At 64.3% G+C, this 25,330-nt stretch carries 25 protein-coding genes and 2 riboswitches; of the genes, 17 read left to right on the top strand and 8 right to left on the bottom strand.

The window, feature by feature from the left end:
• Window positions 1-208 precede the first annotated feature (208 nt).
• From AACH55_RS23415 to AACH55_RS23390, 6 genes are all read left to right on the top strand, one after another.
• Window positions 209-637, top strand: coding sequence for a DUF4160 domain-containing protein (locus tag AACH55_RS23415; RefSeq protein ID WP_338717062.1), 429 nt, complete (start codon window positions 209-211; stop codon window positions 635-637).
• Entirely contained in the window at window positions 634-1,083 is a 450-nt protein-coding gene (locus AACH55_RS23410; RefSeq protein WP_338717061.1) for a DUF2442 domain-containing protein, read from the top strand. The genes AACH55_RS23415 and AACH55_RS23410 overlap by 4 nt, the downstream gene beginning before the upstream one ends.
• 247 nt (window positions 1,084-1,330) lie before the next feature.
• On the top strand, window positions 1,331-1,954 hold the full coding sequence (locus AACH55_RS23405; RefSeq protein WP_338717060.1) for a (2Fe-2S)-binding protein: 624 nt from the start codon (window positions 1,331-1,333) through the stop codon (window positions 1,952-1,954).
• Window positions 1,951-4,002 (top strand): molybdopterin cofactor-binding domain-containing protein, encoded by a 2,052-nt coding sequence (locus tag AACH55_RS23400; protein WP_338717059.1) that lies wholly within the window; start codon window positions 1,951-1,953, stop codon window positions 4,000-4,002. The genes AACH55_RS23405 and AACH55_RS23400 overlap by 4 nt, the downstream gene beginning before the upstream one ends.
• Before the next feature lie 30 nt (window positions 4,003-4,032).
• Window positions 4,033-4,197 (top strand): hypothetical protein, encoded by a 165-nt coding sequence (locus AACH55_RS23395; RefSeq protein WP_338717058.1) that lies wholly within the window; start codon window positions 4,033-4,035, stop codon window positions 4,195-4,197.
• A gap of 18 nt (window positions 4,198-4,215) precedes the next feature.
• Complete coding sequence (locus tag AACH55_RS23390; RefSeq protein WP_338717057.1) at window positions 4,216-5,574, top strand: cytochrome c; 1,359 nt, start codon at window positions 4,216-4,218, stop codon at window positions 5,572-5,574.
• A gap of 77 nt (window positions 5,575-5,651) precedes the next feature.
• On the opposite strand, the gene AACH55_RS23385 is transcribed toward AACH55_RS23390, so the two are convergent.
• Together AACH55_RS23385 and AACH55_RS23380 are read right to left on the bottom strand one after the other, a co-directional pair.
• On the bottom strand, window positions 5,652-6,956 hold the full coding sequence (locus AACH55_RS23385) for a tetratricopeptide repeat protein (RefSeq protein WP_338717056.1): 1,305 nt from the start codon (window positions 6,954-6,956) through the stop codon (window positions 5,652-5,654).
• 64 nt (window positions 6,957-7,020) lie between these two features.
• Window positions 7,021-8,055: an XdhC family protein gene (locus AACH55_RS23380; RefSeq protein WP_338717055.1), complete on the bottom strand. Its 1,035-nt coding sequence runs from the start codon at window positions 8,053-8,055 to the stop codon at window positions 7,021-7,023.
• 358 nt (window positions 8,056-8,413) lie between these two features.
• Here AACH55_RS23380 and AACH55_RS23375 point away from each other — a divergent pair, with 358 nt between their 5' ends.
• Window positions 8,414-9,463 carry an NAD(P)-dependent alcohol dehydrogenase gene (locus tag AACH55_RS23375; RefSeq protein WP_338717054.1) on the top strand — a complete coding sequence of 350 codons (1,050 nt, stop codon included), beginning with the start codon at window positions 8,414-8,416 and terminating at the stop codon, window positions 9,461-9,463.
• Window positions 9,464-9,622: 159 nt separating this feature from the next.
• On the opposite strand, the gene AACH55_RS23370 is transcribed toward AACH55_RS23375, so the two are convergent.
• A complete protein-coding gene (locus tag AACH55_RS23370) occupies window positions 9,623-10,036 on the bottom strand; it encodes a cupin domain-containing protein (RefSeq protein WP_338717053.1) in 414 nt (137 codons plus the stop codon).
• Window positions 10,033-11,259: an MFS transporter gene (locus tag AACH55_RS23365; RefSeq protein ID WP_338717052.1), complete on the bottom strand. Its 1,227-nt coding sequence runs from the start codon at window positions 11,257-11,259 to the stop codon at window positions 10,033-10,035. Before AACH55_RS23365 ends, AACH55_RS23370 begins: the two co-directional genes overlap by 4 nt.
• Window positions 11,260-11,785: 526 nt before the next feature.
• Between AACH55_RS23365 and AACH55_RS23360 the strand changes: the two genes are divergently transcribed.
• Together AACH55_RS23360 and AACH55_RS23355 are read left to right on the top strand one after the other, a co-directional pair.
• The gene (locus tag AACH55_RS23360) at window positions 11,786-12,697 is read left to right on the top strand and encodes a LysR family transcriptional regulator (RefSeq protein ID WP_338717051.1); all 912 of its coding nucleotides are present in this window, start codon (window positions 11,786-11,788) and stop codon (window positions 12,695-12,697) included.
• A 115-nt stretch (window positions 12,698-12,812) separates the two neighbouring features.
• Entirely contained in the window at window positions 12,813-13,277 is a 465-nt protein-coding gene (locus AACH55_RS23355; RefSeq protein WP_338717050.1) for a cyclophilin-like fold protein, read from the top strand.
• Between the two features lie 13 nt (window positions 13,278-13,290).
• On the opposite strand, the gene AACH55_RS23350 is transcribed toward AACH55_RS23355, so the two are convergent.
• The gene (locus AACH55_RS23350; protein WP_338717048.1) at window positions 13,291-14,244 is read right to left on the bottom strand and encodes a LysR family transcriptional regulator; all 954 of its coding nucleotides are present in this window, start codon (window positions 14,242-14,244) and stop codon (window positions 13,291-13,293) included.
• 141 nt (window positions 14,245-14,385) lie between these two features.
• Here AACH55_RS23350 and AACH55_RS23345 point away from each other — a divergent pair, with 141 nt between their 5' ends.
• The 3 genes from AACH55_RS23345 (at window position 14,386) to AACH55_RS23335 (ending at window position 16,321) form a co-directional block, all read left to right on the top strand.
• Window positions 14,386-14,943: a flavodoxin family protein gene (locus tag AACH55_RS23345; protein ID WP_338717047.1), complete on the top strand. Its 558-nt coding sequence runs from the start codon at window positions 14,386-14,388 to the stop codon at window positions 14,941-14,943.
• 17 nt (window positions 14,944-14,960) lie between these two features.
• On the top strand, window positions 14,961-15,662 hold the full coding sequence (locus tag AACH55_RS23340; protein WP_338717046.1) for a carboxymuconolactone decarboxylase family protein: 702 nt from the start codon (window positions 14,961-14,963) through the stop codon (window positions 15,660-15,662).
• A 119-nt stretch (window positions 15,663-15,781) separates the two neighbouring features.
• The gene (locus AACH55_RS23335) at window positions 15,782-16,321 is read left to right on the top strand and encodes an SRPBCC domain-containing protein (RefSeq protein ID WP_338717045.1); all 540 of its coding nucleotides are present in this window, start codon (window positions 15,782-15,784) and stop codon (window positions 16,319-16,321) included.
• Here AACH55_RS23335 and AACH55_RS23330 read toward each other — a convergent pair.
• Window positions 16,318-17,229, bottom strand: a complete 912-nt coding sequence (locus AACH55_RS23330; protein ID WP_338717044.1) for a LysR family transcriptional regulator — start codon at window positions 17,227-17,229, stop codon at window positions 16,318-16,320. The two genes, AACH55_RS23335 and AACH55_RS23330, sit on opposite strands and share 4 nt — an antisense overlap.
• 236 nt (window positions 17,230-17,465) lie before the next feature.
• On the opposite strand from AACH55_RS23330, the gene AACH55_RS23325 reads away from it, so the two are divergent.
• The gene (locus tag AACH55_RS23325) at window positions 17,466-19,490 is read left to right on the top strand and encodes a TonB-dependent receptor (RefSeq protein ID WP_338717043.1); all 2,025 of its coding nucleotides are present in this window, start codon (window positions 17,466-17,468) and stop codon (window positions 19,488-19,490) included.
• Window positions 19,491-19,767: 277 nt separating this feature from the next.
• On the top strand, window positions 19,768-20,298 hold the full coding sequence (locus AACH55_RS23320) for an N-acetyltransferase family protein (protein WP_338717042.1): 531 nt from the start codon (window positions 19,768-19,770) through the stop codon (window positions 20,296-20,298).
• A gap of 199 nt (window positions 20,299-20,497) precedes the next feature.
• On the opposite strand, the gene AACH55_RS23315 is transcribed toward AACH55_RS23320, so the two are convergent.
• Window positions 20,498-21,445 (bottom strand): TorF family putative porin, encoded by a 948-nt coding sequence (locus AACH55_RS23315; RefSeq protein ID WP_338717041.1) that lies wholly within the window; start codon window positions 21,443-21,445, stop codon window positions 20,498-20,500.
• 136 nt (window positions 21,446-21,581) lie between these two features.
• Window positions 21,582-22,658: a putative urea ABC transporter substrate-binding protein gene (locus AACH55_RS23310; protein ID WP_338717040.1), complete on the bottom strand. Its 1,077-nt coding sequence runs from the start codon at window positions 22,656-22,658 to the stop codon at window positions 21,582-21,584.
• 66 nt (window positions 22,659-22,724) lie between these two features.
• Window positions 22,725-22,824: riboswitch (guanidine-I (ykkC/yxkD leader) on the bottom strand.
• Between the two features lie 430 nt (window positions 22,825-23,254).
• Here AACH55_RS23310 and AACH55_RS23305 point away from each other — a divergent pair.
• The 3 genes from AACH55_RS23305 to AACH55_RS23295 all read left to right on the top strand — a co-directional run bounded on the left by AACH55_RS23305 (window position 23,255) and on the right by AACH55_RS23295 (window position 25,329).
• Window positions 23,255-23,410: a hypothetical protein gene (locus tag AACH55_RS23305; RefSeq protein WP_338717039.1), complete on the top strand. Its 156-nt coding sequence runs from the start codon at window positions 23,255-23,257 to the stop codon at window positions 23,408-23,410.
• Between the two features lie 93 nt (window positions 23,411-23,503).
• A riboswitch (guanidine-I (ykkC/yxkD leader) is annotated at window positions 23,504-23,604 on the top strand.
• Window positions 23,605-23,740: 136 nt separating this feature from the next.
• Entirely contained in the window at window positions 23,741-24,556 is an 816-nt protein-coding gene (locus tag AACH55_RS23300; protein ID WP_338717038.1) for an ABC transporter permease subunit, read from the top strand.
• Window positions 24,553-25,329 carry an ABC transporter ATP-binding protein gene (locus AACH55_RS23295; RefSeq protein WP_338717037.1) on the top strand — a complete coding sequence of 259 codons (777 nt, stop codon included), beginning with the start codon at window positions 24,553-24,555 and terminating at the stop codon, window positions 25,327-25,329. Before AACH55_RS23300 ends, AACH55_RS23295 begins: the two co-directional genes overlap by 4 nt.
• Window position 25,330 lies beyond the last annotated feature (1 nt).

The raw sequence follows: 25,330 nt of genomic DNA, 5'->3' as shown, positions 1-25,330 counted from the left end.
AAAGCGGCGTTACCTTCGCCCCTGCCGCTGACATCTCTTCTTTCCCTCCTTAGCCTCCTCGGAACACGGCGCTGCTGACGCGGCGCCGTTCCATTTCCCCGTCTGAGTTCATCCGTTGTATTTGCATGCAAGATGCGCTCGCCGCAGCCGGGTGTGCGTACAAGGCTTGCAATGGGGCTCTCAATCCAATAACCTAACGGTTAGGTTTATGAAGATCTGTTCCCATCGAGGCTACGTTGTTTCCATCTTCACCCGCAACGAGCACTGCCCGCCGCATGTGCACGTGGGAAACCAGCGCTGGGATGCCCGCTTCCAATTCAGCTTTTGGCATAACGGCGTGGCGCTCTGGGACGTGAAGCCGACAGGACATGGACCGAGCGCCTCCCTGCTCGAGGAGCTCAGGCAGGTCATCGAACAACCGGCCAACCTGCGGATGGCACGCCAGCGGTGGTGGTTGAGCCGGCACTCTGTCTGTGTCGACCACCAGCATTGGGATTCCTGCCGGGAACAGGTGGTCAGCCCCAGCGTGTTCCGGAGGAACACCTTCGAGATCGTCTCGGCCCGTTATGTGCCCTGGCGCGACCGAACCGAGTTGCAACTTGTCGGGCATGCGCTGCCCCTGGAGATCGAGTTATGACAGTCAAAGCAAAGAAACGCGATAACCCTTCCGTCACGGAGGAAGTGCTGGAGCAGGCCATGGCCCTGGGCCGACAGCGCAGCCAGTCCGGCTTGCAGGCTACCCGCGTGACTTACTTGCCCAGCCTTGAAGTCATCGCTATCGGCTTCGCCGACAAGACCGGCATCTTCCTGCCGATTGACCACTATCCCGAGTTCAGCACCTTGAGTACAGCTGAGCTGGGGCGCATCGAAATCGGATACGCCGGCACCGCCCTCTGCCTCGAAGAGCGGGACCTGCACGTGTCGATAGCGGGGCTGGTCGCAGCCAGCCCTTCGCTGATGAAGTTGGCCACCACGGTCGTCGCCGCCCGCAACGGCAGCCGCAGCAGCGAGGCCAAGATTCTGGCCGTACGCGAAAATGGCAGGAAGGGCGGACGGCCACGCAAGGCGACCGACGCCAGCTAGCCGGGACGATCTGCAAGCTCTTGCGCTCGGGTTGAGCGCTGCCCTGGTTTCTGACTTTTCCCTTCACCTCCGGACGAGATTCATTAGCTCGTCTAATATCCCCTTTAAGTTCAGCTCAGCTAATCAGTCCCCGCGTGATGCGCCATCATGCGGGGATTGCATTTAATGTCGCCTTGCTGCGTCCTTCACATCCCTCCAGAGCGCCCGTCCGCGCTGGCTTGCGTTCTCAACCCCGATGGCAGGAACCATGGAACTCCAGATCAACGACAAGACTTACCAGATCACCTCCGATGCCGAAACGCCCCTGCTGTGGGTGATCCGCGATGAACTCGGCATGACCGGGACCAAGTACGGCTGCGGCCTGGCCCAATGTGGCGCCTGTTCGGTGATGGTCGATGGCGAGGTGCTGCGCTCCTGCGTCATGCCGGTGGGCGCCATGGCCGGGCGTAAGGTCACCACGATTGAAGCGGTCACCGCCGATCCGGTCGGCCAGAAAGTGGTCGATGCCTGGGTCAGGCATCAGGTGCCGCAATGCGGCTATTGCCAGTCCGGCCAGGTGATGGCCGCCACCGCCCTCCTGAAGCAGGTGGCCCAGCCCAGCGACGAACAGATCGCCGCGGCCATGGTCAACCTCTGCCGCTGCGGTACCTACAACGCCATCAAGGCCGCCATGCATGACTTGTCAGGCGCAACTGGCGCAACTGGCGCACCAGCCGCCGCTGCTGCGGCCACCTCGCCGGCCGCACCGGTTGGTACCGATGGCGTGAACCGTGCCGCCGTGGCCGCTGCCGCCGTGGTCGGCGTGGGGGCCGTCGCCGCCATCCAGTGGAGCAAGACCCAGAAGGCCAAGGCCGGCAAGGAGCAAGCATGAACCAGCCACGCGATCTGCCGCTGCACGAACTGCTGCCCGAGGGCGAGCCGGTCAACGTCTCGCGCCGCCGCTTCCTGCTGACCTCGGCCGGCACCGCCGCCGGTTCGCTGGTGGTCGGCTTCACCTTGCCGGCCGGCAATGCCCGTGCGCAGGCCAATGCCGCGCCGGCTGCGCCCGGCACGCGCGTGCCGGCCTTCCTGGAAATCCGTCCCGACAACAGCATCCATCTGCAAAGCCCCTTCGTCGAAGGCGGGCAGGGCATCTTCACGGCCATGGCACAGATCGTGGGCGAAGAGCTGGATGCCGATCCGGCGCGCTTCGTAGTCCACAATGCGCCCGCCAATGACCAGTACAAGGTGATGGACATCGGCATTCGCATCACCGGTGGCAGCATGTCGGTGCGCACCAGCTATCCGACCATGCGCCGCGTGGGTGCACTGGCGCGTCATCTGCTCATGCAGGCCGCCGCCAATCAATGGCAGGTGCCGCTGGAGAGCCTCACCACCGAGCCCGGACGCGTGGTGCATGCGGCCAGTGGCCGTTCGATCAGCTATGGCGAACTCGCGCCCAAGGCGCTGGACCTGCCCAATCCGCCGCTGGAGACCATCCGGCTCAAGGACGACAGCCAGTTCCGCTGGATCGGCAAGCCCCTGGCGCGATTGGATGTGCTCGACAAATCCACCGGCCGCGCGCAATACGGCATCGACACGCAAGTCGAGAACATGCTGCAGGCCGCCGTGCAACACGCACCCCGCCTGGGGCTGGACGTGGGCAGCATCCGCAATGAAGCCGAGGTGCGCAAGATGAGCGGCGTGCATTCGGTGCATCGCCTGCCGGGCGCTGTGGCCGTGGTGGCCGAGCGCTGGTGGAATGCCAAGCGCGCCGTCGAAGCGCTGCAGGTCGACTGGAGCGACCCCGGCCCGGCACCGGATCGCCGCTACGTACCGGCCGACTTTTCCACCGAGGCCTTCGCCGATCAGCTGGCCAGGTCCACCGCCACGGTGGATGAGTCCGAGAACGAAGGCGACGTGGCCAAGGCCCTGGCCAGTGCCAAGACCGTGGTGCAAGCCAGCTACCGCAGCCAGTACCTGAACCACGCGCAGCTGGAGCCGCCCTCGGCCACCGCCCGCTTCAATGCCGATGGCACGCTGGAGATGTGGATACCCAACCAGGCGCCGGAGATGTTCCAGGGCGCCATCGCCAAGCAGACCGGACTGGCCCCGGAAAAGATCATCATCCATTCGCCGCTGCTGGGCGGCTTCTTCGGGCGTCACTTCCTCTACGAGACGGCCATGGTGTTCCCGCAGGCGATCCAGCTGGCCAAGGCCGTGGGCCGTCCGGTCAAGGTGATCTGGAGCCGCGAGGAGGAATTCGCCCGCGACACCATGCGTCCGATGGCGGTGGTGCAGTTCCGCGCCGGCCTGGATGACAAGGGTTTCCCCATCGCCATCGAAGCCATCAGCGCCACCGAAGGTCCGACCGAATCGATTGCCAACAAGCGCAACAAGATCGACCCGACCGCGCTGGAAGGATTGGCCGGCAAGTCCTATCAGTTTGCCCACAAGCGCATCGGCCAGCGTTTCGTGAAGAACCCGCCCATCCTTGGGTACTGGCGTTCGGTCGGCAATTCGATGAATGACTTTTTCTACGAAGCCTTCCTCGACGAGATCGCCGACAAGGGCGGCCAGGATCCCTATGAGCTGCGCCTGCTGCAGGGCAACGAGCGCCTGACCACGCTACTGCGTGCGGCCGCCGATCTGTCCGGTGGCTGGAAGCGCGGTCCCTTCACTGCGCCCGACGGCACGCGCCGCGCGCGCGGTATCGCCATGGCCAAGGCCTTCGGCACCGAGACGGCGGCCATTGCCGAAGTCTCCATCGAGAACGGCCAGGTGCGCGTGCACGACATCTGGGAAGCCATCGATCCGGGCCGCATCGTCAACCCGGCCATCGTCGAGGCGCAGGTCAATGGCGCCGTCACGCTGGGCCTGTCGCAGGTCTTGCTGGAAGAGGTGGTCTACAAGGAAGGCGCACGCGTGGCACGCAACTAAGATCTCTACCCCATCCTGCCGCCGCAGCGCATGGCACGGGTCCACGTGAAGATCATCGAGAGTGGCGCCAAGATGGGCGGCATCGGCGAGCCGCCGCTGCCGGCCGTGCCGCCGGCGGTGGCCAATGCGGTATCGCACCTCACCGGCCAGCGCATCCGCAGCATGCCGCTGTCGCATTACACCTTCAAGGTCTGATGGCGGACTGACGCATTCATGACTGATAAAAAAAACGGCAAGCTGCGCGTCTTCCTGTTGATCCTCGCAGCGCTGGTGATCGCCGCAGCCTGGATCGCCCTGCGTACCCCGGCCTCGCCCTTCGACGCCGCGCCGGCACCACCGCCGCCTTCGGCCGAACTGATCCGGCGTGGCGAGTATGTGGCACGCCAGGCTGATTGCGTGGCCTGCCACAGTACGCCCAAGAGCAAGCCCTTCGCCGGTGGGCTGGAAATGGCCACCCCGCTGGGTTCCATCTACGCCACCAACATCACGCCCGACCGCGGCAGCGGCATCGGCGACTACACCCTGGCCGAATTCGACCGCGCCCTGCGCCACGGTGTGGCGCGCGATGGTCACCGGCTCTATCCGGCCATGCCCTATCCCTCCTACGCCAAGATGTCGGACGAGGACATCGGGGCGCTCTATGCCTACTTCATGCATGGCGTCAAACCGGTGGTGCAGGCCAATCAGGAAAGCGAGATTCCCTGGCCACTCAACATGCGTTGGCCGCTGGCCTTCTGGAATCTGGCCTTCACCAGCCCGCATCCCTACCAGCCTGATCCGAAACAGGATGCACTCTGGAACCGGGGCGCCTATCTGGTCCAGGGGGCCGGCCACTGCGGCAGCTGCCATACGCCGCGCGGCGTGGCCATGAACGAAAAGGGGCTCGACGGCGGCAACCCGCTCTACCTGTCCGGTGCACTGCTCGATGGCTGGTACGCCCCCAGCCTGCGCGGCGACGTCAACATCGGCATCGGCCGCTGGAGCGAGGCGGAGGTGGTGCAGTTCCTCAAGACCGGCCGCAACCAGCATGCGGTGGTGTTCGGTTCCATGGCCGATGCCTTCAACAACTCTACGCAGTTCATGAGCGACCAGGATCTGCAGGCCATCGCCCGCTACCTGAAGTCCTTGCCGGGCGATCCCAGGCGCGATGGTGATCCTTGGAAATATGATGGCGGCACCACCACCGCCCTGGCTGCACAACGCCTGGAGACGCCCGCTGCACGCACCTACATGGCCAAGTGCGCGGCCTGCCATGCGGTCGATGGGCGCGGGCGTGCGCCGTGGATTCCACCGCTGGCCGGTGCCGTCTCCTCGCTGGCCAGGGAGGACGCATCAGCCATCAACGTGACCCTGAACGGCTCGGCGCGTGTGGTCGCTGCTGGCGTACCGGATTCGTATCGCATGCCGCCCTTCCGCAATCAGTTGAGCGATGCCGAGATCGCCGACGTGCTCACCTTCGTGCGCAGCAGCTGGGGCAACCACGGCGGCGCGGTCAAGGTGGAAGACGTCAAGACCCTGCGCGAACGCACCAATCCGGCCAGCAGCAACCCCATCGTGTTGCAGATGCGCTGATCCTGTTTTTCATGAAGTCCCGTTCGGACCGCTGGCCTTGACAGGCAGCGGTCCTTTTTTATGCCGGGCAGGGCAGATCAGGCAGTACGTTGGGCCAGGAAGACGGCACCGGCGACGTCAGCGCCGATTTCCTTGCGCAGCACGTGCAGGCTGCGATGCCGCAATGCCAGCCCGCACTGCGCCAGGAGGCGCGCCACGGCATCCGGCCGGTGCCGGTAGCGTCCGCTCGGATGCAGCAGGAAGTCCTGGCCGGCAGCTTCATCGGAGGCCAGTACCTCGATGGTGAAGACCAGATACCCACCTTCTTTCAGCGCCGCATGCATTGACGTCAGCAGCGGGAGCAGGTGACCGAAATAGATCAGGGTATCGGCGGCAGCGATGAGCTCGCAGGAAGCAGGCACGCTGGCCAGATAGCGGCCGATCTCGGATTTCACCAGCAGATCATAGTGGCCGCTGGCAGCGGCCTTGGCGAGCATCTTGCCGGAGAGGTCGACACCAACCAGATGGGCGCTGTAAGGCGCCAGGACCGGCGCACACAAGCCGGTACCGCAGCCGAGATCGATCGTGCGGCCTGGCTGCACAGGCGGATCGATCCGCGCCAGGCCGGTGGCGATCATCTGCGCACCGCGATAGTCGAGGCTGTGCAGCAGGTTCTGTTCGAAGGTCTCGGCGTAGCGGTCAAAGTGACGTTCGATGTAGGCGTCCGAGGCGCGCACCGGAACCTCTTGCTGCGAGCATGCCGCCAGCATGTGGGCCGCGACCGGATGATCCGGTTCTTCGCTGAGCCAGGTGCGATAGACCTCGGCGGCTTCCTCCAGACGGTTCAGGAAGTAGAAGGAAATGCCCAGCAGCTCGCGTGATTTGCCCTCCCATGGCGGCAACACGTAGGCACGGCACTGGTAGTGCGATGCCTGCATGTTGTCGCCTTCCTGCTCGTAGATCGCTCCCAGTTGCTGCAGCGCGGCCAGGTTGTCGGGCTGCAACGCCACCGCCTGCAGGAAAGCGGAACGCGCTTGCCCGACATGCGCCATTTGCCGCAGCGCGCTTCCCAGGTTGGTCCAGCATTGTGCATCATCGGGCAGGCAGCTGACCGCCTCCTGATAGGCCTCTGCAGCGGCTTCCCACAAGCCCTGCGCGAACAGCACATTGCCGCGGTCGTTGTGCCAATGGCCTTGTCCCGGATCGAGCGCGGCCGCCAGTTCCAGGGATTCGATCGCCTCGGCATGGCGGCCTGCCTGGTACAGGTAGATGCCGTAGTAATGCAGTGCCTCGGGATGGATGGGGTCGTCTTCCAGAATGCGCAGGTAAGTTTGAGCTGCGGCTTCGGCATTGCCGGCCAGATGCTCGTCGATGGCGGCGGCCAGTGTGGTCGTATCAGTCATGGTGCAGGAGCAGAGAGGGCAGAGCCCGGCGAGATACCGTGTGGGTAGCTCGGCGCAGGGTGGCTCAGCGTTTCGGGGCGGGGCTGGCGGTCGGCGATGCGGCTTCTTTCATCGATGCGACCGATAAGGTTTCCGGCAGGCGCAGGCCATTCTTGACGGCCAGTACCTCGGCCATCACGCTCACTGCGATTTCCGCTGGCGTCTTGCTGCCGATGTAGAGCCCGATGGGTCCGCGCAGGCGCGCCAGGCTTTCTTCGGTCTGGCCGAAGTGGGTGATCATGCGGTCCTTGCGCGCCGCACTGTTGCGGCGCGAACCGATGGCACCGACATAGAAGGCCGGGCTGGCCACCGCTTCCAGCAGTGCCAGGTCATCCAGCTTGGGATCGTGGGTGAGGGCGATGACGCAGCTGCGCTGATCGGGGCGGAAGGCCAGCACGGCATCGTCGGGCATGTCGGTGACAATGCGTACGCCCTCCACCGACCAGCTGCCCAGGTATTCCGAACGCGGATCGCAGATGGTCACCGAAAAACCGTTGAAGAGCGCCATCGTCGCCAGGTATTCGGCCAGCATGCCGGCACCGATCAACAGCATCCGGTAATCCGGCCCCATGGTATGGCGCAACGTGTTGCCGTCGAACACCAGTTCGGTCGGCGACTCGCTGACTTCGATGCGGCTGCGGCCATCGTGGCAATCCAGGCGGCGACAGACCAGCTGGCCACGTTCCAGCGTGTTGACCAGTTCGTCCAGCATGTCCGCCGGTGGATCGAATTCCAGCAGCAGCGCCAGCGTGCCGCCGCAGGGCAGGCCGAAGCGATGTGCCTCATCGGCATCGATGCCGTAGCGTACCTGCTGCGGCGCCTCGGCGCGGCCCCAGCCTGCCGGGCGCTGGCTGAGGTACTGGAACAGCAGGTCATCCTCGATGCAGCCACCGGAGACCGAACCGATGAGCCGGCCGTCATCGCGGATCGCCAGCTGTGATCCCACCGGCCGCGGTGACGAGCCCCAGGTCGAGACCACGGTGGCCAGCAGGGCGCTACGGCCCTCGCGGCGCCAGTCGCGCAGGGCGCGCAATACCTTGAGGTCGGTGGTGTCGTTCATCGGAGGGCATTCACAGGGTGTTCACGAAGCGGTACAGGCGGCCAGTCTGACATGAGATCGGCGCCGGAACTAATTAGCCCGGCTTATAGACCAATTAAGCCCGGACCGGCTAATCTCGCTTCGCATGATGAGGCAGAATCGCCAGACTGGCACGCACTCTGCCCGCCTGGCGGATGCATCGGAAATGACTCGCCGATGTCCGTTTCCGTCCTGGAATTTTAGGCAGGAATCCTGGTGAAATAGGCCTGTCTTTGCTGTTTGATGAACGCCACAATATTCCATTTACATCCATTTCCATGACAGGTTGACGAGTTCTTTGCCTGTTCATTTTCATCGCCAGCTTACTTTAGGAGATCCCATGCAAGTACATGCTTATGGCGCCCACGCGGCCGACAAGCCGATCGAACATCTCGAAATCACCCGTCGCGCCACCGGCCCGCACGACGTGCAGATCGATATCGCCTACTGCGGCATCTGCCACTCCGACCTGCACCAGGTCCGTTCCGAATGGGCCGGCACCCAGTACCCCTGCGTTCCCGGCCACGAGATCGTGGGCCGTGTTGCGGCCGTGGGCAAGCACGTCAGCAAGTTCAAGGTCGGCGATCTGGTCGGCGTGGGCTGTATCGTCGACAGCTGCCAGAGCTGCCCGGACTGCGAAGAAGGCCTGGAAAACTATTGCGACAACATGGTCGGCACCTACAACGGCAAGACCGACGACGCCCCCGGCTGGACCCTGGGCGGCTACTCGCAGCAGATCGTGGTGCATGAGCGCTACGTGTTGAACGTGCGCCATCCGGAAGCCGACCTGGCCGCCGTGGCCCCGCTGCTGTGCGCCGGCATCACCACCTATTCGCCGCTGCGCCACTGGGGCGCCGGTCCCGGCAAGAAGGTCGGCGTGGTCGGCATCGGCGGCCTCGGCCATATGGGGATCAAGATCGCGCACGCCATGGGCGCGCACGTGGTGGCCTTCACCACATCAGAATCCAAACGCGCCGATGCCAAGGCCCTGGGTGCCGATGAAGTGGTGGTCTCGCGCAACGCTGAAGAGATGGCCGCGCACGCCAAGAGCTTCGACTTCATCCTCAATACCGTGGCGGCACCGCACGACCTCGATGCCTTCCTCTCGCTGTTGAAGCGTGAAGGCACCATGACCCTGGTCGGCGCACCGGCCACGCCGCATCCGTCGCCGAATGTCTTCAATCTCATCATGAAGCGCCGTTCGCTGGCCGGCTCTCTCATCGGTGGCATTCCGGAAACCCAGGAGATGCTGGACTTCTGCGCCGAACACGGCATCGTCGCCGACATCGAACTCATCCGTGCTGAGGAGATCAACACTGCCTACGAGCGCATGCTCAAGGGCGACATCAAGTATCGCTTCGTGATCGACAACGCCAGCATGGCGGCCTGATTGTTGTAACAGCGCGGCCTCAAGAAAAATCGGACTGGTGCCATCGCGCCAGTCCGATTTTTTTAGCTCCCGTGTTCAGCGCCTGGCGCGGTGCGCGGATGAGTGCGATGAGGGTGATGGCGGCTTGCCGCCACGCAGGGACATGGCAGGGTAAAGCCGTCAGTCGGTGACGACCGGCCCACCCAGGTATTGCTCATCACTGACCGGTTCCATCCACTCGACGTTCTTGCCATCGAGCAGCTCGGTGATGGCCACGTGCGTCATCGCCGTGGTGGCGGTAGCGCCGTGCCAGTGACGGCGCTGGCAGGGGCACCACACCACGTCGCCGGCCCGGATCTCGGTACGCGGGCCGCCTTCGCATTGGGTCCAGCCTACCCCCTGCGTGACAATCAGGGTCTGGCCCAGCGGATGGGTATGCCAGACGGTGCGGGCGCCGGGTTCGAAGGTGACGATGGCACCGCCTGCACGCGCCGGTTCCTCGCCCTGGAAGAAACTGTCGATACGCACGTTGCCGGTGAAGAAGGAGGCCGGACCTTTGGCCGAAGGAGTGCTGCCGTTACGGATGATTTTCATGGAGATGTCCTCTTGGTGACTGAATGCCCGCGATCCTGGCGTGCCGTGAGCGCGGCCAGCAAGGCAGCGGCCAGCAGCACGCCGGCGCTGGCAAAGAAGCTGAATTGATAGCCGCCGTGATCGAACAGCAGGCCGCCCATGGTCGATCCCAGTCCGATGGCCAGTTGCACCAGCGCGACCATCAGCCCGCCACCGGCTTCGGCGTTCTCGGGCAGGGTACGGGCCACCCACGACCACCAGCCCACGGGGGCCGCCGTCGTCACCAGGCCCCACAGCGCCAGCAGCAGGCTCACCGGCAACACGTGATGACCGCAGGCCACCAGTGCCAGCGCGATGATGGCCATCAGCAGCGGGATGAAGACCAGCGTGGCATAGAACGAACGCTGCAGCCACCGCCCGATCAGCATGGTGCCGATGAAGCCGGCCACGCCGATCAGCAGCAGGATCAGCGACAGGGTTTGCACCTGCACGCGCGTCTCGTTTTCGAGGAAGGGACGCAGATAGGTGAAGAGCGTGAACTGGCCCATGAAGAGCAGGCTCGCACCCGCCATGCCCAGGGCCACCAGAGGTGTGGCGAGCAGGGCCAGTGGATGCGGTGCGGCCTGTGCACGCGCCGCAGGACGCATCGGCGGCAGGCTGGCCCCTTGCCACAGCAGTGCCAGCAAGGCCACCGGCGCCAGGCACAGGAAGGCGCCGCGCCAGCCGATGACGGCACCGAGATAGCTGCCCAGCGGTGCGGCCACCACGGTGGCCAGGGCATTGCCGCCATTGAAGATGGCCAGGGCGCGCCCCACCTTGTGCGGCGGTACCAGGCGGATGGCCGCAGCGGCCGACATCGACCAGAAGCCGCCGATGGCGATGCCGATCAAGACCCGCCCGGCCATGTAGACGGGATAGTTGGGCGCCCATGCAATGACCGGAGCGGACAGCAGCATCAACGCTGTCAGCCACAGCAGCAGCGTCTTGCGCGGCAGCCTGCCGGCCAGGCGTGCAATCGACAGGCTGGTGAGGACGGCGAAGGTGCCGGAGACCGAGATGGCCTGCCCGGCCAGCCCTTCGCTGACCCCGAGATCATGTGCGATGGGTGTCAGCAGGCTGACCGGCATGAATTCGGAGGCCACCAGCGCGAAGGCCGTGAGCGTCATGGCGAAGACGCCGCTCCAGCAGGCGTGCGCTGGTGCGTCCGACGAGAGAGGCAATACGGTGGAAGAAGAACTGCTCATGATGATGACCGGCAATACCCTGCCAGCCGCCTCACGCCATGGAGCGTACGCGGCACTGGCAGTGTCTGCCCTGGAGAATGTCGAAGCGGCCCAGTGTCGCGCGCCCGCTCCATATTGACTAGAACCCATTTCATAAATAGGCGTGAGATGCGTTCTGTCCAGAAAGGGCGCTGGCAAGGCGCGCGACGCGTCGTGTGGCGGTGCCACACGCAAGGAGCGCAACGCGGCCAGCGCCCTTTCTGGACAGAACCCGCAGGGAGCGGCCCGTTTGGGCGAATTGCTGCGTTACGAATTTGGGTCAAGACGCCCAGTCTTGACCCAAATTCGCGCCTTGCACTTCATCCCAAACGGGACTCGCTCGCACTCACGCCTATTTATGAAATGGGTTCTAGGTAATCAGTCCTTAATTACCCTATTAGAAGAACTAATCAATGAATCCCATCCCCCTCCGGCATCGCGTCCTGTTTGCAGCGGGCCGATCTCAGGCTGACCTGATGTTCTTGCTCACCATTGGAAGGGTGGCTGCATGATCAAACGCAATCTCAACGACTTGCTGGGCTTTGTCACCGTTGCGCGTGAGGGCAGTTTCACGCGCGCCGCCGCCACCCTGGGTGTGACGCAATCGGCGCTCTCGCAAGCCATCCGCGGCCTCGAAGAGCGCCTGCAGATTCGCCTGTTGACCCGCACCACGCGCAGCATCGCGCTCACGCCAGCAGGGGAGCGCCTGATCCAGACCATCGGCAACCGCTTCGACGAGATCGAAGCCGAGCTCGATGCGCTCACCGCCCTGCGCGAAAAACCCGGCGGGACCGTCCGCCTCACCTGTGGCGACGGCATGATCCAGCGCGTCCTGCTGCCCAAGCTGGCGCCGCTGTTGAAGCGCTATCCCGACATCAAGCTGGAGTTCGACATGAGCTATGCCCTGCGCGACATCGTGGCGGACCGCTTCGATGCCGGGGTGCGCTGGGGCAGGACCATCGACCGCGACATGATCGCGGTACCCATCGGCCCGCCGTTGCGCATGGTGGTGGCGGCCTCGCCGGAGTATTTCACGCGCTATCCGGTGCCGCAGCATCCGCACGATCTGATGGCCCAGGATTGCATCAACCAGCGCATGCCTACCTCGGGCGGACTCTACGTGTGGGATTTTGAAAAAGACGGCGAGAAGATCAACGTGCGCGTCGATGGCGCCCTCATCTTCAACACCGTGCCGCCGCAGATCGACGCTGCCCTGGCCGGACTGGGCGTGGTACTGCTGCCGGAAGACGACCTGCAAGCCCATCTCGACAGCGGCCGGCTGGTGCGGGTGCTGGAGGACTGGTGCCCGGTCTTCGAAGGCTATCACCTCTACTATCCGAGCCGGCGCCAGCCTTCGCCGGCGTTTTCGCTGGTGGTCAATGCCCTGCGCTATGAAGGACGCTCGCGCCAGCCAGGCTGATGACGGGAGGCCGGATTCATAAGCTGGGCTGATGACAGTATTCAGGGCGCCGGGGCTAATCGGAAACCGCTGGTGCGGCGACAATCGGCGCAGATGAATTTCCTGCGGGCTGCCCATGTCTTCTTCATCCCTGCTGCGCCTGATACTGAGCGCTTTCCTGATGGCTGCGATGGCAAGCCTGTTGCCCTGGCAAGCCGTGGCCCAGACCCGTTCCCCTGCTAAGAGGCTGCCCATGACCCTGCGCATCACCATTGCCGACACCATCCTCACCGCCCGCCTCGAAGGCGGGCAGGCCGCCCGCGATTTCGCTGCGCAGCTGCCGCTCACGCTGGAACTCTCCGACTATCACCAGACCGAGAAGATCGCCCAGCTGCCGCGCAAGCTCGATGTGCGCGGCGAGCCGGACGGCTATACGCCGCGCACCGGTGACATCGCCTTCTATGCGCCCTGGGGCAATATCGCCTTGTTCTACAAGGACTTCGCCTACTCGAAAGGACTGGTCAGGCTGGGCCACATCAGCGGCGACCTCGACGTCCTGCGCCAGCCGGGGCCTTATACGGCGCTGATCGAGCAGGAGTGAAGCCTTCCCGCGATCACGCTGCGTACCTGCGCAGCGCGGCCAGCGGCACGTGCAGTTCTTCCATGGCCGCGAAACTTTCCAGCAGATAATCCACCGCCACCCGCACACGCGGGGCCACCAGCGCACGATGCGGATACTGCAGGCACATCTCGTAATGGCCCGGATGATGGCTGCGCGGCAGCAGCACCTTCAGTTCGCCGCGCTGAAGATGGCGCCACGCATGATGTGCCCCCACTTCGGCCACGCCCAGGCCGGCCAATGCCGCCTGCACCAGCGTCTCCGGCGAGGAGAGGGTCAGCAGCGCCTGTTCGGTATTCCAGGTCGTCATGCTGCCGTCGCTGCCCTGGAAATTCCAGGGCGACACCTTGCCCCCCAGGAACTTGCGCGTGATCAGGTCGTGCCTGTGCAGGTCCTGCGGCCGGCGCGGCGTGCCGCGCGCTTCCAGGTAGGCCGGGCTGGCCACCAGCACCAGATTCAGTTTGCAGATGGTGCGCGAGACCAGCGAGGAATCGGCGATGCGTCCACCGCGGATGGCCAGGTCATAGCCGTCCTGTACCAGATCGATCACCCGGTCATCGAAATCCACCTCCAGCGACAGTGCCGGATAGCGCCGGGTCAGGCCGGGCAGCAGCGGCAGCAACTGTTCGCGTCCGAAGGCGGCGCTGGTGGAGATGCGCACACGGCCGGCCGGCGCGGCGCGCGCAGCGACTACGGCATCGGTGGCCTGGTCCAGTGCATCCAGGGCAATGCGCGCCTGACGCAGGAAGGCGTTGCCTTCCTCGGTCAGGTTCAGGCTGCGCGTGGTGCGGTTCATCAGCCGCACGCCCAGCGCCGTCTCCAGTCCGGCCACGTTCTGGCTGACCGCCGCGGAGGAAATGCCCAGCGCCCGGCCGGCACCGGCAAAGCTGCCGCTATCGGCCGCCTGCACGAAGGAAATGATCGCGCGTACCCGCTGTGAAGTATCCATGCCAGATGTTCTCCGGGAAAAAGATTGATAAGTTCATCTTGATGAATCCTAAACGATTGCACCGCTACCGTCATCGAATCATGTTGCCCAGAATAAGCCCTGTCACCGTTTGACCCGTTTGATTTATCCACAGGAGAAACCATGAACATCAGCATCGTCTTCGACAGCGGCTACGGCCACACTGAAAAACTCGCACAATCCGTGGCACGCGGCGTGGAGGAAATCGCGGGTGCCCACGCCATCCTGGTGCCGCTATCGGCCGGCAGTGTCGACTGGAGCGCCATCGCCGACAGCGAGGCTGTCATCTTCGGCTCGCCGACCTACAACGGCACCATCTCTGCGCGCTTCAAGCAGTTCATGGAAGACTCCACCCGCCAGGCGTGGATCCCCCAGACCTGGCGCAACAAGGTCGCTGCCGGCTTCACCAATTCCGGCGCCCTGCATGGCGACAAACTCAATTCCCTGATGACCATGGCGCTGTTGGCCGCCCAGCACGGCATGATCTGGACGGGCATCGATCTGTTCCCCGGCAAGACCGGTGACGAACTCAATCGCATCGGTGGCTGGCTGGGCGCGATGGCGCAATCCGACGATGCCCCTGCCGACGTTACCCCCGGCGCCAGCGACCTGGCCACGGCGGCCTACCTGGGCAAGCGCGTGGCCGAAGTGGCCGCACAATTCGCACGCGGCCGCGCCTGAGCGCAAAGGAGCCCGTCATGTCACAAGCCTCTGCAACCGATGCGCTCTTCGAGATGCTCTCCAGCGTGGCCCCGGCGCTGGTCGACCTGACCCGCGAGCACGTGGTCGATGAACTGTGGCACCGTCCCGGCCTGAGCACACGCGAGCGCGCCCTGGTCACGGTGGCAGCCCTGGTGGCACGCAATGCCACGCTGGCTTATCCGCATTACTTCAACAAGGCGCTCGACAGCGGCCTGTCGGCCGACGAGCTGAGCGAGCTGCTGACCCATCTGGGCTGCTACGCCAGCCTGGCCAATGCCTTCGCCGCCATCGGCGCGGCGCGCGAGGTGCTGCTGCAGCGCGGCCTGCAGGTGGACTTGCCGGCCGCTGCGGCACCACCGTTGCTGGATCTGGCGGCGGTCGTTCCGTTCCACCTTCAGGAAGCGGTGTTCGGCATCGGGCAGACGGCCTCGCTCTCGCCGGCACTGGCGCACTTCACCGAAACGGTCTTGCTGCAGAAGATCTGGCGCCGTCCCGGACTGCCCGCGCGCGAACGTGTCCTGGTCACCCTGGCGGCTCTGGCGGCGATGGGCCAGACCGAGCGCCTGCCTGCCTATCTTGCCCTGGCCAGCCATCACGGATTGCACCGTGAGCAGTTTGGCGAGGCATTGGCGCATATCGCCTTCTATTGCGGCTGGGGTCTGGCACAGAGGGCGGCGGCAGTGGTGATGGCGGAGTGATCCGGATGAGTGAGCCAGATATCAGTTCAGCTGATATCAAAATTCGCTTTTCAGGATTGGATGAATAATTCGCCGGACTGCATCATGCAGACCTGTCCAACATTCATCCAGGAACTCCCATGTCCGCTTCTGCCCCGACCCAGGCCGCCATCGTCTGGCCTGCCGGCTATCTGCCCGGTACCACCGACAACTATGTTTCCAATGAAGTGATCATTGCCGGCCTCTCGGCGGCGCAGGTGTGGCCGCTGCTCAATGACACCACCGCGTGGTCGTCCTGTTACGGCAACGCCAGCGAGATTCGCTTCCACGACGGCAGCGGCCCGCTGCTGTCGGCGGGCGCACGTTTTCGCTTTACCACCTTCGGCTTTGCGGTCGAGGCCCAGGTGACCGAGTATGTCCCGCCACGGCCCGGCCACGCCGCCCGCGTGGCCTGGCACGGCTGGGTCGAGGGCGATGCCGCACAGCGCCTGGATGTGCACCATGCCTGGCTGTTCGAGGATCTGGAAGGCGGGCGCGTGCGCATCCTCACGCAGGAAACCCAGAACGGCCAGCCTGCCCGCACGCTGGCGGCGACCCTGCCCAATCCCATGCTCAATGCCCATCAGGAATGGATCACCGGTCTGGCCCGGGCAGCGGCGGCCGTCGCTGCACGCCGTTAAGGCAACAAGCCCGCCGTGGCAAAGAGCAACTGTCGCAGCCAGCGCTGAGCCGGATCGCGGTGGGTGCGTTCATGCCAGGCGGCGGTCTTGGTGAAACCGGCAATTTCCAGTGGCGGGTCCAGCAGTTTCAGGCCGGCCACGCCCGCCACCAGCCGATAGGGAACCACCGCCACCAGATCGGTATTGCGCAAGATTTCCGGCAGCACGAGGAAGCGCTTGACCGACAGACTCACGCGCCGCTGCAATCCGCGCTGGGCCAGCGCCTGGTCGGTCACGCCGTGGAAGGGATCGCCTGCATACGACACCAGTGCATGGTCGAGCGCACAGAACTGCCTGAGCGACATGCGCCGCCCGCGCACCACCGGATGATCCTCGCGCAGCGCGCAGACGTAGTGTTCATCGAAGAGCCGCCGCGCATGCAGACCGGGCGGGGTGTCCTGCGGCGTGGTGAGGGCCAGGTCGATCTCGCCGCGTTCCAGCCGCTCCTGCAGCGGCGCATCCTCCATCGAGGCCAGCGCCACCCGGATATACGGCGCATGCTGCTTGAGCGCAGCCAGAAAAGGCAGCGCCACCGCCCGCAAGGCGTAGTCGGTGGCGGCGATAGTGAAATCCAGTTGCGCAGTGGCCGGGTCGAAGACCGGCGGATGCAGCAGGCCGTCGATGTCGCGCAGTACGCGCTGCACCGGCTGGGCCAGCTCCAGCGCCCGTGGCGTCGGGATGATGCCGCGCTGGCCGCGCGCAAACAGCGGGTCATCGAAACTCTCGCGCAGCCGCGTGAGGATGCCGCTCATGGCCGGCTGGCTCACACCCAGGCGGGCGGCGGCGCGCGTGACGTTGCGTTCGTCCAGCAGGGCGGCCAGCGCCTTGAGCAGGTTCAGGTCGAGCGTGCGGAGGTCGGTCTTTTTCATGCGCGGCAGGTCGGCTGGGTGAGATTGAAATGACGCATGGTAGCAAGCCCCTGCGACAAATTGCCACATTCAATTCGCCATCATCCCCGCTTATCCTTGCCGCTCCTGATTTCCCATGCGGCATCCAGGGGACGGCAGCGTGACTGCCGGGCGAGGCCGCATGCCATTCGATGATTACAAGACCAATGACCATCATTTCTGCCCGCAGGCCCGGGCCGCTGCATCGCGCCCGACCCATGTTGAAACTGACCGCCCTGTCCAGCCTGCTGGCCCTGGGCGCCGCACCCTTGGCCATGGCGCAATCGGCCGGCGCTGGCGAGGACTCTGCGCTCACGCTGGGCACGGTGGAAGTCAGTGGCCGCCGCAGCGGCCCGCTGCCGGTGAACAATGTGCTCAGTTCGGTCGACCTGATCGGGGCCGACCGCATCCAGCAACAGCAGGTGCAATACAACTGGGAGCTGTTTGCGCAGTCGCCGGGCGTCATGCTGACCCGCTTCCATCAGGGCAACGAGTCGGGCAAGCTTTCTTTTCGCGGCTTCAACGGTGAGGGCGAGGTCAATGCCGTCAAGCTCCTCATCGATGGCGTGCCCAGCAACGACAATGCCGGCGGCATGCCCTTCCTGGGCACGCTGTTCCCGCTGGACATCGAGCGCATCGAAGTCGTGCGCGGCACCAACGATGCGCGCTACGGCCTGCACAATATCGCCGGCAACGTCAACATCGTCACCCGCCAGGGTGGCAACTACGATGAAGCGCGCCTGAGCTATGGCAGCTTCAACACGCGCCAGGTGCAAGTGGTCAAGGGCGTGGAGAACGGCAACTGGTCACAGAACTATTTTCTCGGTTACGAAAAATCGGATGGCTACCGCCAGCATGCGCAGAGCGAGAACATCGCCTTCTCCGGCAAGTGGTTCTACACCAGCGATGACGGGCGCTATCGCACCGGCCTGAGCATTCGCCATGCCAACGCCTACGCGCAGGAACCGGGCTACCTCACCGCCCAGGATGCATACAGCAACCCGACGTCTTCCTATGCCTATGCCCAATCCGATGGCGGAAACCGGCAGATGGATCAGGTCAGTCTGCATGTCGATGCCGACATTGACGACCAGCTCTCGGTCGGTGCGAGGCTCTACCTGAACCGGGTCCGCGACCAGCGCTGGCTGCGCTATTCCTCCACCACCTCGCAGCAGGAACGCCTCATCGACGAGACCCACTACGGCCTGCTGACCACGGCCACCTATCGTCCCCGCTGGCAGGCGCTGGGGGGCATGAGCGACCTGGCACTGGAAGGTGGTTTCAACCTGGAGCGTCAGGAAGACCAGAGTCCGCGTTACAACACCGTCAACCAGGTGCGGGTGTCGCAGACGCGCGATCATCATTTCGTCTTCGATACGGTGGGCGCCTATGTGCAGGCCGTGATCAAGCCGGTAGAGGCGCTGCGCATCATTCCCGGCTATCGCGTGGACCACGTGGGAGGACGTTTCAATGACCCGTCGCGCGGCGTGAGCTATGGCATCCAGGACTACGGCTATATCCGCCAGCCCAAGCTGAGCGTGGTGTACACGCCGATCCGCCAGGCCAGTGTCTACGCCAACTGGGGCCGGACCTTCCAGGTTGGCGCGGGCGCTGCGGCCTACAAGTCCAACAACAATGACTTGCGGCCGTCCCTCAACGAGGGTTGGGAAAGCGGTCTCAAGTTCACCCCGGTGGAGTGGCTGGATGGTCGCGTGGCGGTGTGGGAGCAGCGCGCTTCGGATGAGGTCAGGCGGCGTCTGAACGACCCCACGGGCGACTCTGAAAACGTCGGCAGCACGCGGCGCAGCGGTGTCGACCTGCAGCTCAATGTGCGTGCCGGCAAGCGCATCACACTGTGGCTGGCCTATTCGCGCCAGCGTTCGGAAATCGTCACGCCCGACCCGACGGCGCCCAATACCATCGGCAAGGAGATCGACCATGTGCCGCGCACCGTCTATTCGGGCGGGATCGATTATCAGGCCAGCGCGGACCTGAAGCTGTCCGCCTCGGTCAACGGCCAGGGCAGCTATTACCTGACCACCGCCAATACCGGCGGCAAGTTCGGTGGCTATACGCTCGTCGATGCCAGCGCCACCTATCAGCTCACGCGCACACTGAGCCTGGAGTTGCAGCTCAAGAACCTGGCCAATCGCTACTATGAATACGTCTGGATCAATGACCGGACCCGGCATGCTCCGGGGGACGGGCGGGCAGTCTATGTGTCGGCCAATGTGAAGTATTGAACAAAAACAGGGCAGGGCAAGCAGCCCTGCCCCGCCTGCCGGGGGCGCTGATGACGGTGGTTCCTGCTGTTCCCGTGCCTGCTGTCTGAGCATCTCCTCCCTCTTCCGTTCCAGCGCGGATTTCCTGCCCGATCAGGCCCGGTTCAAGACCTTGACGAAGGTCTTCGACTGGTCGATCAAGGAGATTTTTATATAAGGAATGCTTATGCAATGAATAAAGAGAATAAGCTATTTCAGCGACATCGGATATGTGACCATCGCAGCCATGGATACCCCGATGCTCCCCCCAAGCGCTGCCATCACCCTGGCCGAGGCACGCTCCGAACACGTTGCGGCCATGCTCGACATCTATGCCGTCTACGTGCTGACCTCTTTGTGTACGTTTGAGGAGGTACCGCCGTCGCTGGCGGAGATGCATCGCCGCCTCGACCGGCTGCGCCGCGCCGGCCTGCCGTGGCTGGTTGCCCTGGAGGGGGCAGAGGTGATCGGCTATGCCTATGCCGCTCTCTATCGGACACGCTCGGCTTATAACGGGACGGTGGAGAGTTCGATCTATGTCAGCAACCGGCACCACGGCAAGGGCGTGGGCAAGCGGCTGATGAGCGCGCTGGTGGAACAATGCCGTGCCCAGGGCTATATGCAGATGGTGGCCGTCATCGGCGACAGCGGCAACCTGGCCTCCGTCACTTTGCATCGCAAGCTGGGGTTCCAGCACATCGGTACGCTCAGGAACGTGGGCCGCAAGTTTGATTGCCTGGTCGATACGGTGCTGATGCAATTGCCTCTGGCAGCGGAATCAGTGCGCTGACGATGCGACCGGCGCATGGATGATTGCTGCTCCGCGTGCAAACCGGCCAGCGCGCATTCTGGGGGCGACCTCTCGCACTCGCAGATTTAATGTGAACAGGCCCTAGTGGAGGCCATCACGATGAGACAGGCCGTCCCTCCCAATCCTGCCGGATAGGGACAGCCACTGCGCTGCCTGGACTGTCAGGCAGCGCCTGCGCTCAGAAGCCCAGACTCAACATCCCCACCAGCTGGTTGCCCTGCTTGATATCAAAGCGGTTGTAACCGCCCAGGATGGCCTGCAGCGACCAGGTGATGGACGAATTCGGGAACGGCGCCGACAGGCCCAGCGTCAGGTGGCGCAGGCCGCCGCTGCTGGGGCCGTTGCCGGCGAAGCAGCCATTGACCACGAACGCCTGCCCGGCGCCGCAGGCCGTGCCGGTGGCGGTATCGCGGGTGCCGAGGTACTTGCCTTCGCGGTGATAGGTGTAGGCGCCCAGCGTACTGGTGAAGGTGATGTCGTAAGGCAGCGGCCTGGTGTAGGCCAGGGTCCAGTAGGTGTCGCCCTTGTTGCCCCAGACCACATCGTTGAGCAGCGTCTGCGCGTTCAGGGACAGCGCGCCCCAGGTCAGTCCGGCCTTGGTTTCGAAGGCATTGGCATGGCTGCCGTTGGCATAGTAGTAGCCGGTCATGCCCAGGGTATAGCCGAGGTCGCCGGTGATGTTGCCGGCGTAGGCGAAGTAGAGATCGTTTTCGACCGAGCGCGGTTTCTGGAATTCGGTGATGCTGCGGTCACTGTAGGAATTGCCCAGCTGCTTGTACGAATAGTTGATGGTGGACGCCCAGTAGCCAAAGCTCCAGCCGCTGGTGTGGACGAAATCGATGCCCCATTGCAGCGCAGCCTGGTCAGACTCAGGCGCATCGGCACCGGCATTGCCCAGCGGCTGGCCATTGCCGTAGGTGGTGGTGACACCGCGCAGCACGTAGCGCGAGGCCAGGTCGATGTGCTTGGTGATGGTCCAGGGGCCGGCGGGCTCTGCGGTGGCAGCCGGAGCGGCATCGTCGGCCAGTGCCGGTGCGCAGGCCAGCAGGGCGGCGAGCGCAGCGGCACAGGTGCCGAGGACAGAGCGGCTGTGCAGGCGCGACAGGGAAGTGGTGTAGGTAGTCAAGGTTCTCTCCGTGGGTTGAACTGTATCGTTGTGAAAGCAAGGGACGAGCAGGGCCCGGCGGGTCCGTTGCCGGACCCGCGCAAGTCGTTTGTGATGCAGGTACTGCGGGGACTACAGGCGCATGCGCGCGAAAAACTTAAAGTTTTCCGTCGGCCGCCATCTTCATGTAGGTCGGATCGAAGCGCAGCTTGACGTTCTTCTTGTCGCCGATCACCACGTTGCCATCGAAGGCGATGCCGATGCCATCGGCGCTCTTGACGTTGGGGCCGAGGATGCCGTGGTCAAAGCTGAACTTGGCGATACGGCCCATGATGCCGGGCAGTTCCTTCTTGGTGGCGAACTCCAGCGCCGCCTTGGGCTGGTAGAACATGGCCGTGGCCGCGAGCTGCGACTGGAAGCCCGCCAGGTCGGTGCCGGAGGCCTTGCCCATGGCGGTCAGCGCGCGGGTGGCACGCTCATCCTTGGCGGTCATGATGGACATCATTTCGTACCAGGCGCCGGTGAGTGCCTTGCCCAAGGCAGGGTTCTCCTGCAGGGTCTTGGTATTGACGACCATCAGGTCCATGATTTCACCGGGCAGCTGCCTGGAGGTGTAGACCAGCGAGACATCGGGCGATGCGGCAATCGAGGACAGCATCGGGTTCCAGGTCACCGTGCTGGTGACAGCGGGGGTGGCGAAGGCGGCGGTGATGTCGGCGTCGCTGGTGTTGACCACCTTGACGTCACGCTCGCGCAGGCCGGCCGTTTCCAGTGCCCGCGCCAGCAGGTAATGCGAGACCGAGAATTCCACCAGCTGCACCGACTGGCCCTTGATGTCGGTCAGCTTCTTGTTCTTCCCCTTCAGCACGATGCCGTCGTTGCCGTTGGAATAGTCGCCCACGATCAGGGCGGTGGAGTCCACGCCACCGGCTGCGGGAATGGTGAGCGCATCCATGTTGGTCATGGTGCAGCCGTCGAACTTGCCGGCGGTGTACTGGTTGATCGATTCCACGTAGTCGTTCAACTGCACGGCACTGATGGTGATGCCGTACTTCTTGCCCCACTTGGCCAGGATGCCTTGTGCCTGGGCTTCGCCCCAGGGCATCCAGCCGGCATAGATGGAAGTACAGACCTTGAAATCGGTGCGGGGGGCGGCGTGGGCGGATGAGAGCGCGCCAGCGAAGGCGGCCAGGGCGATGGCAGCGCCACCAAGGATTCGGGAAATGTTGTACACGGCGTAGGGTCCTCGAAGGGTTTATTGGAAAAAAGCCCGGGAGCGGCGCGCTCTTGCGATCGCGTCATCTCCCGGGCTTTTCTCCCGCCGTGTAACCTCTTGCGAGGTCGACTGCTCTCGGACCAGACATCCGCACCAGCGAACCGGAACCCTAGCTGTCCATTGCAAATTGTGCTGACTCAAGACCGGACTCGCCGGCTCCCGCTCGCTTTTCAGCAAGGTTCGTGCCAATCCGATGGCGATGCCTGAACGATGCCTGAACCGCGTTTTCGCTATTAATAGGGCACCGGCCAGAAGGACTAGCGCGCGGGTCGGAATGCGCGCCGATGGCGCAGCCGCCGCGCGCCAAATCGGTGCCGGCGTGCACCATGCTTGCGCTGGCGCGCGCTGCGGCGGTCGGGCTGTTCCGTCGGAAGCCAGCACAGGAGCGGCTTTGCGCCGTCCGTCCCGATCGTGCAAAGCTTGGCCCGGAACTTGCATACAAGATCGTCGTTCTCGCATAGGGCGAGCCAAGACGACTTGGATTGGAGCACTGGCATTCGCGCAGGCTTCGACAACCATCCTGGACGGCCAGGCCATGTTCGCAGGAGTAGACCATGCCCACGACCCGCTCAAGCAGTGCCGCCGTTTTTCCCATCGCCTTTTCCACCGAGGCCACGCAAGCGTTGCCGCTGTGTGGCCGGATGCGCACTTCATTGCTGCTCATCGAGGCCCTGGCGCACGCCGTGCAGTGGCTGCGGCGCCGGCGGTGATGGTATGGAATTTGCTGAAATCCACATCAATGCAGAGCAGTCCGCACCGATGATCTGAGATGAGTTGATCGTCCAACGGCTGCACAAGTAGTCCAAATAGCTGGCTAGGGTTCCGGTCTGCCGCAGGCAGATGACTGGTCCGAGAGCCGGCGACCTCGGTCGAGGTTACACGGCGGGACAAAAGCCCGGGAGAGAGTTGCACCACAGGTGCCGCGCTGCTCCTGCTTTTGTTCAACCCCGACCGGAGTCCATCGTGATCGCTGTTCGCATCCCCAGCTCCCCTCTGGCAGCCTCTGCGCTGCCTCCATCCCTGTCGCAGGGAGGCGCATCATGCGTTTCCTGAATCGCCATCCCGACCGCTCCGGGCAATGGCTGCTCACGCTCTTGCCCTTCCTCATCCTGGCGCTGCTCTACGCCTTCGGTTCGGCTACGCGCCTGGCCGACAATCCCAACGACAAGCTGCTGCCCAGCCTGGGGCAGATGGTCGATGCGATCCGCCACATGGCCTTCATGGAAGATCCGCGCACCGGCGACTATCTGTTCTGGAGCGACACCCTGGCCAGCCTGCAGCGGGTGCTGCTGGGCCTGGGCATCGCCGCCGTGGCCGGGTTGGTGCTGGGCATTGCCAATGGCATCTTCCCGGTTCTGCGCGCCGGCTTCTCGCCGCTGCTGACGGTGATTTCGATGGTGCCGCCGCTGGCGATCCTGCCGATTCTCTTCATCGTCATGGGGCTGGATGAATTGTCCAAGGTGATGCTGATCGTCATCGGCGTTACGCCGCTGCTGGCGCGCGACCTCGAACATACCGGCCGCGCCATTCCCGCCGAACTGCTGATCAAGGCGCAGACGCTCGGGGCCAACAGCTGGACCTTGGTCGTGCGCGTGGCCTTGCCGCAGATGCTGGCGCGTCTCTTGGTCTCGCTGCGGCTGTCGCTGGGCGCGGCCTGGCTGTTCCTGATTTCCGCCGAGGCGATTTCGGCGACGGCCGGTCTCGGCTATCGCATCTTCCTCGTGCGTCGTTACCTGGCCATGGACATCATCCTGCCCTATGTGGTCTGGATCACGCTGCTGGCCTGGCTGATGGACTGGCTGCTGCGTGCCGTGCACCGGCGCTTCTTCCCCTGGGCTGAAGGAGGCCGCGCATGAGCTACATCGAGATCCGCAACGTCTGGCAGCAATATGCTCAGAACGTGGTGCTGGAACGCCTGAACCTGCGCGTGGAAGAAGGCCAGTTCTGCACCCTGGTTGGTGCTTCCGGCTGCGGCAAGTCGACCTTCCTGCGTCTGCTGCTGGGGCAGGAGCGGCCGAGCAAGGGACAACTGCTGCTGCAGGGCCAGCCCTTCCCGGGCGAGCCGGATGCTACGCGGGGCGTGGTGTTTCAGCGCTACTCCGTGTTCCCTCACCTGAACGTGCTGGACAACGTGACCATCGGCCTGGAGCTGCCCCAAGCGCCGCTGCTGGGGCGCCTGTTCGGCGGTGCCAAGCGGCGCGCGCGGGAAGAGGCGGCGCAGCTGCTGCATCGCGTCGGGCTGGGTCATGCATTGAATCTGTATCCCGGCAGTCTGTCGGGCGGCATGCAGCAGCGCCTGGCGATCGCCCAGGCGCTCATCGTGCGCCCGCGCGTGCTGCTGCTGGATGAACCTTTCGGCGCGCTCGATCCGGGCATCCGCAAGGAGATGCACACCCTGCTGCTGGACCTGTGGAAGGACAGCGGCCTGACCGTCTTCATGGTGACCCACGATCTCTCCGAAGGCTTCACCCTGGGCACCCGGCTGCTGGTGTTCGACAAGGTGCGCGTCGATCCGCAATACCCGCAAGCCTATGGCGCCCACATCACTTACGACATCGCCCTCAACGAGGCCCGCGCCCGCGAACAGGCCGGCAAGCTGGCCTCCCTCATCACTGCAAAGGAAAGCTGAC

This window comes from Herbaspirillum sp. DW155, from assembly GCF_037076565.1.
Taxonomy (GTDB): Bacteria; Pseudomonadota; Gammaproteobacteria; order Burkholderiales; family Burkholderiaceae_D; genus Herbaspirillum.
Note: the sequence above shows the minus strand (reverse complement) of the source record. Positions and strands in the feature narration are given on the sequence as shown.

Coding starts and splice junctions, on each gene's coding strand:
- AACH55_RS23415 (WP_338717062.1), top strand. CDS start 209: ATGAAGATCTGTTCCCATCGAGGCTACGTTGTTTCCATCTTCACCCGC.
- AACH55_RS23410 (WP_338717061.1), top strand. CDS start 634: ATGACAGTCAAAGCAAAGAAACGCGATAACCCTTCCGTCACGGAGGAA.
- AACH55_RS23405 (WP_338717060.1), top strand. CDS start 1,331: ATGGAACTCCAGATCAACGACAAGACTTACCAGATCACCTCCGATGCC.
- AACH55_RS23400 (WP_338717059.1), top strand. CDS start 1,951: ATGAACCAGCCACGCGATCTGCCGCTGCACGAACTGCTGCCCGAGGGC.
- AACH55_RS23395 (WP_338717058.1), top strand. CDS start 4,033: ATGGCACGGGTCCACGTGAAGATCATCGAGAGTGGCGCCAAGATGGGC.
- AACH55_RS23390 (WP_338717057.1), top strand. CDS start 4,216: ATGACTGATAAAAAAAACGGCAAGCTGCGCGTCTTCCTGTTGATCCTC.
- AACH55_RS23385 (WP_338717056.1), bottom strand. CDS start 6,956: ATGACTGATACGACCACACTGGCCGCCGCCATCGACGAGCATCTGGCC.
- AACH55_RS23380 (WP_338717055.1), bottom strand. CDS start 8,055: ATGAACGACACCACCGACCTCAAGGTATTGCGCGCCCTGCGCGACTGG.
- AACH55_RS23375 (WP_338717054.1), top strand. CDS start 8,414: ATGCAAGTACATGCTTATGGCGCCCACGCGGCCGACAAGCCGATCGAA.
- AACH55_RS23370 (WP_338717053.1), bottom strand. CDS start 10,036: ATGAAAATCATCCGTAACGGCAGCACTCCTTCGGCCAAAGGTCCGGCC.
- AACH55_RS23365 (WP_338717052.1), bottom strand. CDS start 11,259: ATGAGCAGTTCTTCTTCCACCGTATTGCCTCTCTCGTCGGACGCACCA.
- AACH55_RS23360 (WP_338717051.1), top strand. CDS start 11,786: ATGATCAAACGCAATCTCAACGACTTGCTGGGCTTTGTCACCGTTGCG.
- AACH55_RS23355 (WP_338717050.1), top strand. CDS start 12,813: ATGTCTTCTTCATCCCTGCTGCGCCTGATACTGAGCGCTTTCCTGATG.
- AACH55_RS23350 (WP_338717048.1), bottom strand. CDS start 14,244: ATGGATACTTCACAGCGGGTACGCGCGATCATTTCCTTCGTGCAGGCG.
- AACH55_RS23345 (WP_338717047.1), top strand. CDS start 14,386: ATGAACATCAGCATCGTCTTCGACAGCGGCTACGGCCACACTGAAAAA.
- AACH55_RS23340 (WP_338717046.1), top strand. CDS start 14,961: ATGTCACAAGCCTCTGCAACCGATGCGCTCTTCGAGATGCTCTCCAGC.
- AACH55_RS23335 (WP_338717045.1), top strand. CDS start 15,782: ATGTCCGCTTCTGCCCCGACCCAGGCCGCCATCGTCTGGCCTGCCGGC.
- AACH55_RS23330 (WP_338717044.1), bottom strand. CDS start 17,229: ATGAAAAAGACCGACCTCCGCACGCTCGACCTGAACCTGCTCAAGGCG.
- AACH55_RS23325 (WP_338717043.1), top strand. CDS start 17,466: ATGTTGAAACTGACCGCCCTGTCCAGCCTGCTGGCCCTGGGCGCCGCA.
- AACH55_RS23320 (WP_338717042.1), top strand. CDS start 19,768: ATGCTCCCCCCAAGCGCTGCCATCACCCTGGCCGAGGCACGCTCCGAA.
- AACH55_RS23305 (WP_338717039.1), top strand. CDS start 23,255: ATGCCCACGACCCGCTCAAGCAGTGCCGCCGTTTTTCCCATCGCCTTT.
- AACH55_RS23300 (WP_338717038.1), top strand. CDS start 23,741: ATGCGTTTCCTGAATCGCCATCCCGACCGCTCCGGGCAATGGCTGCTC.
- AACH55_RS23295 (WP_338717037.1), top strand. CDS start 24,553: ATGAGCTACATCGAGATCCGCAACGTCTGGCAGCAATATGCTCAGAAC.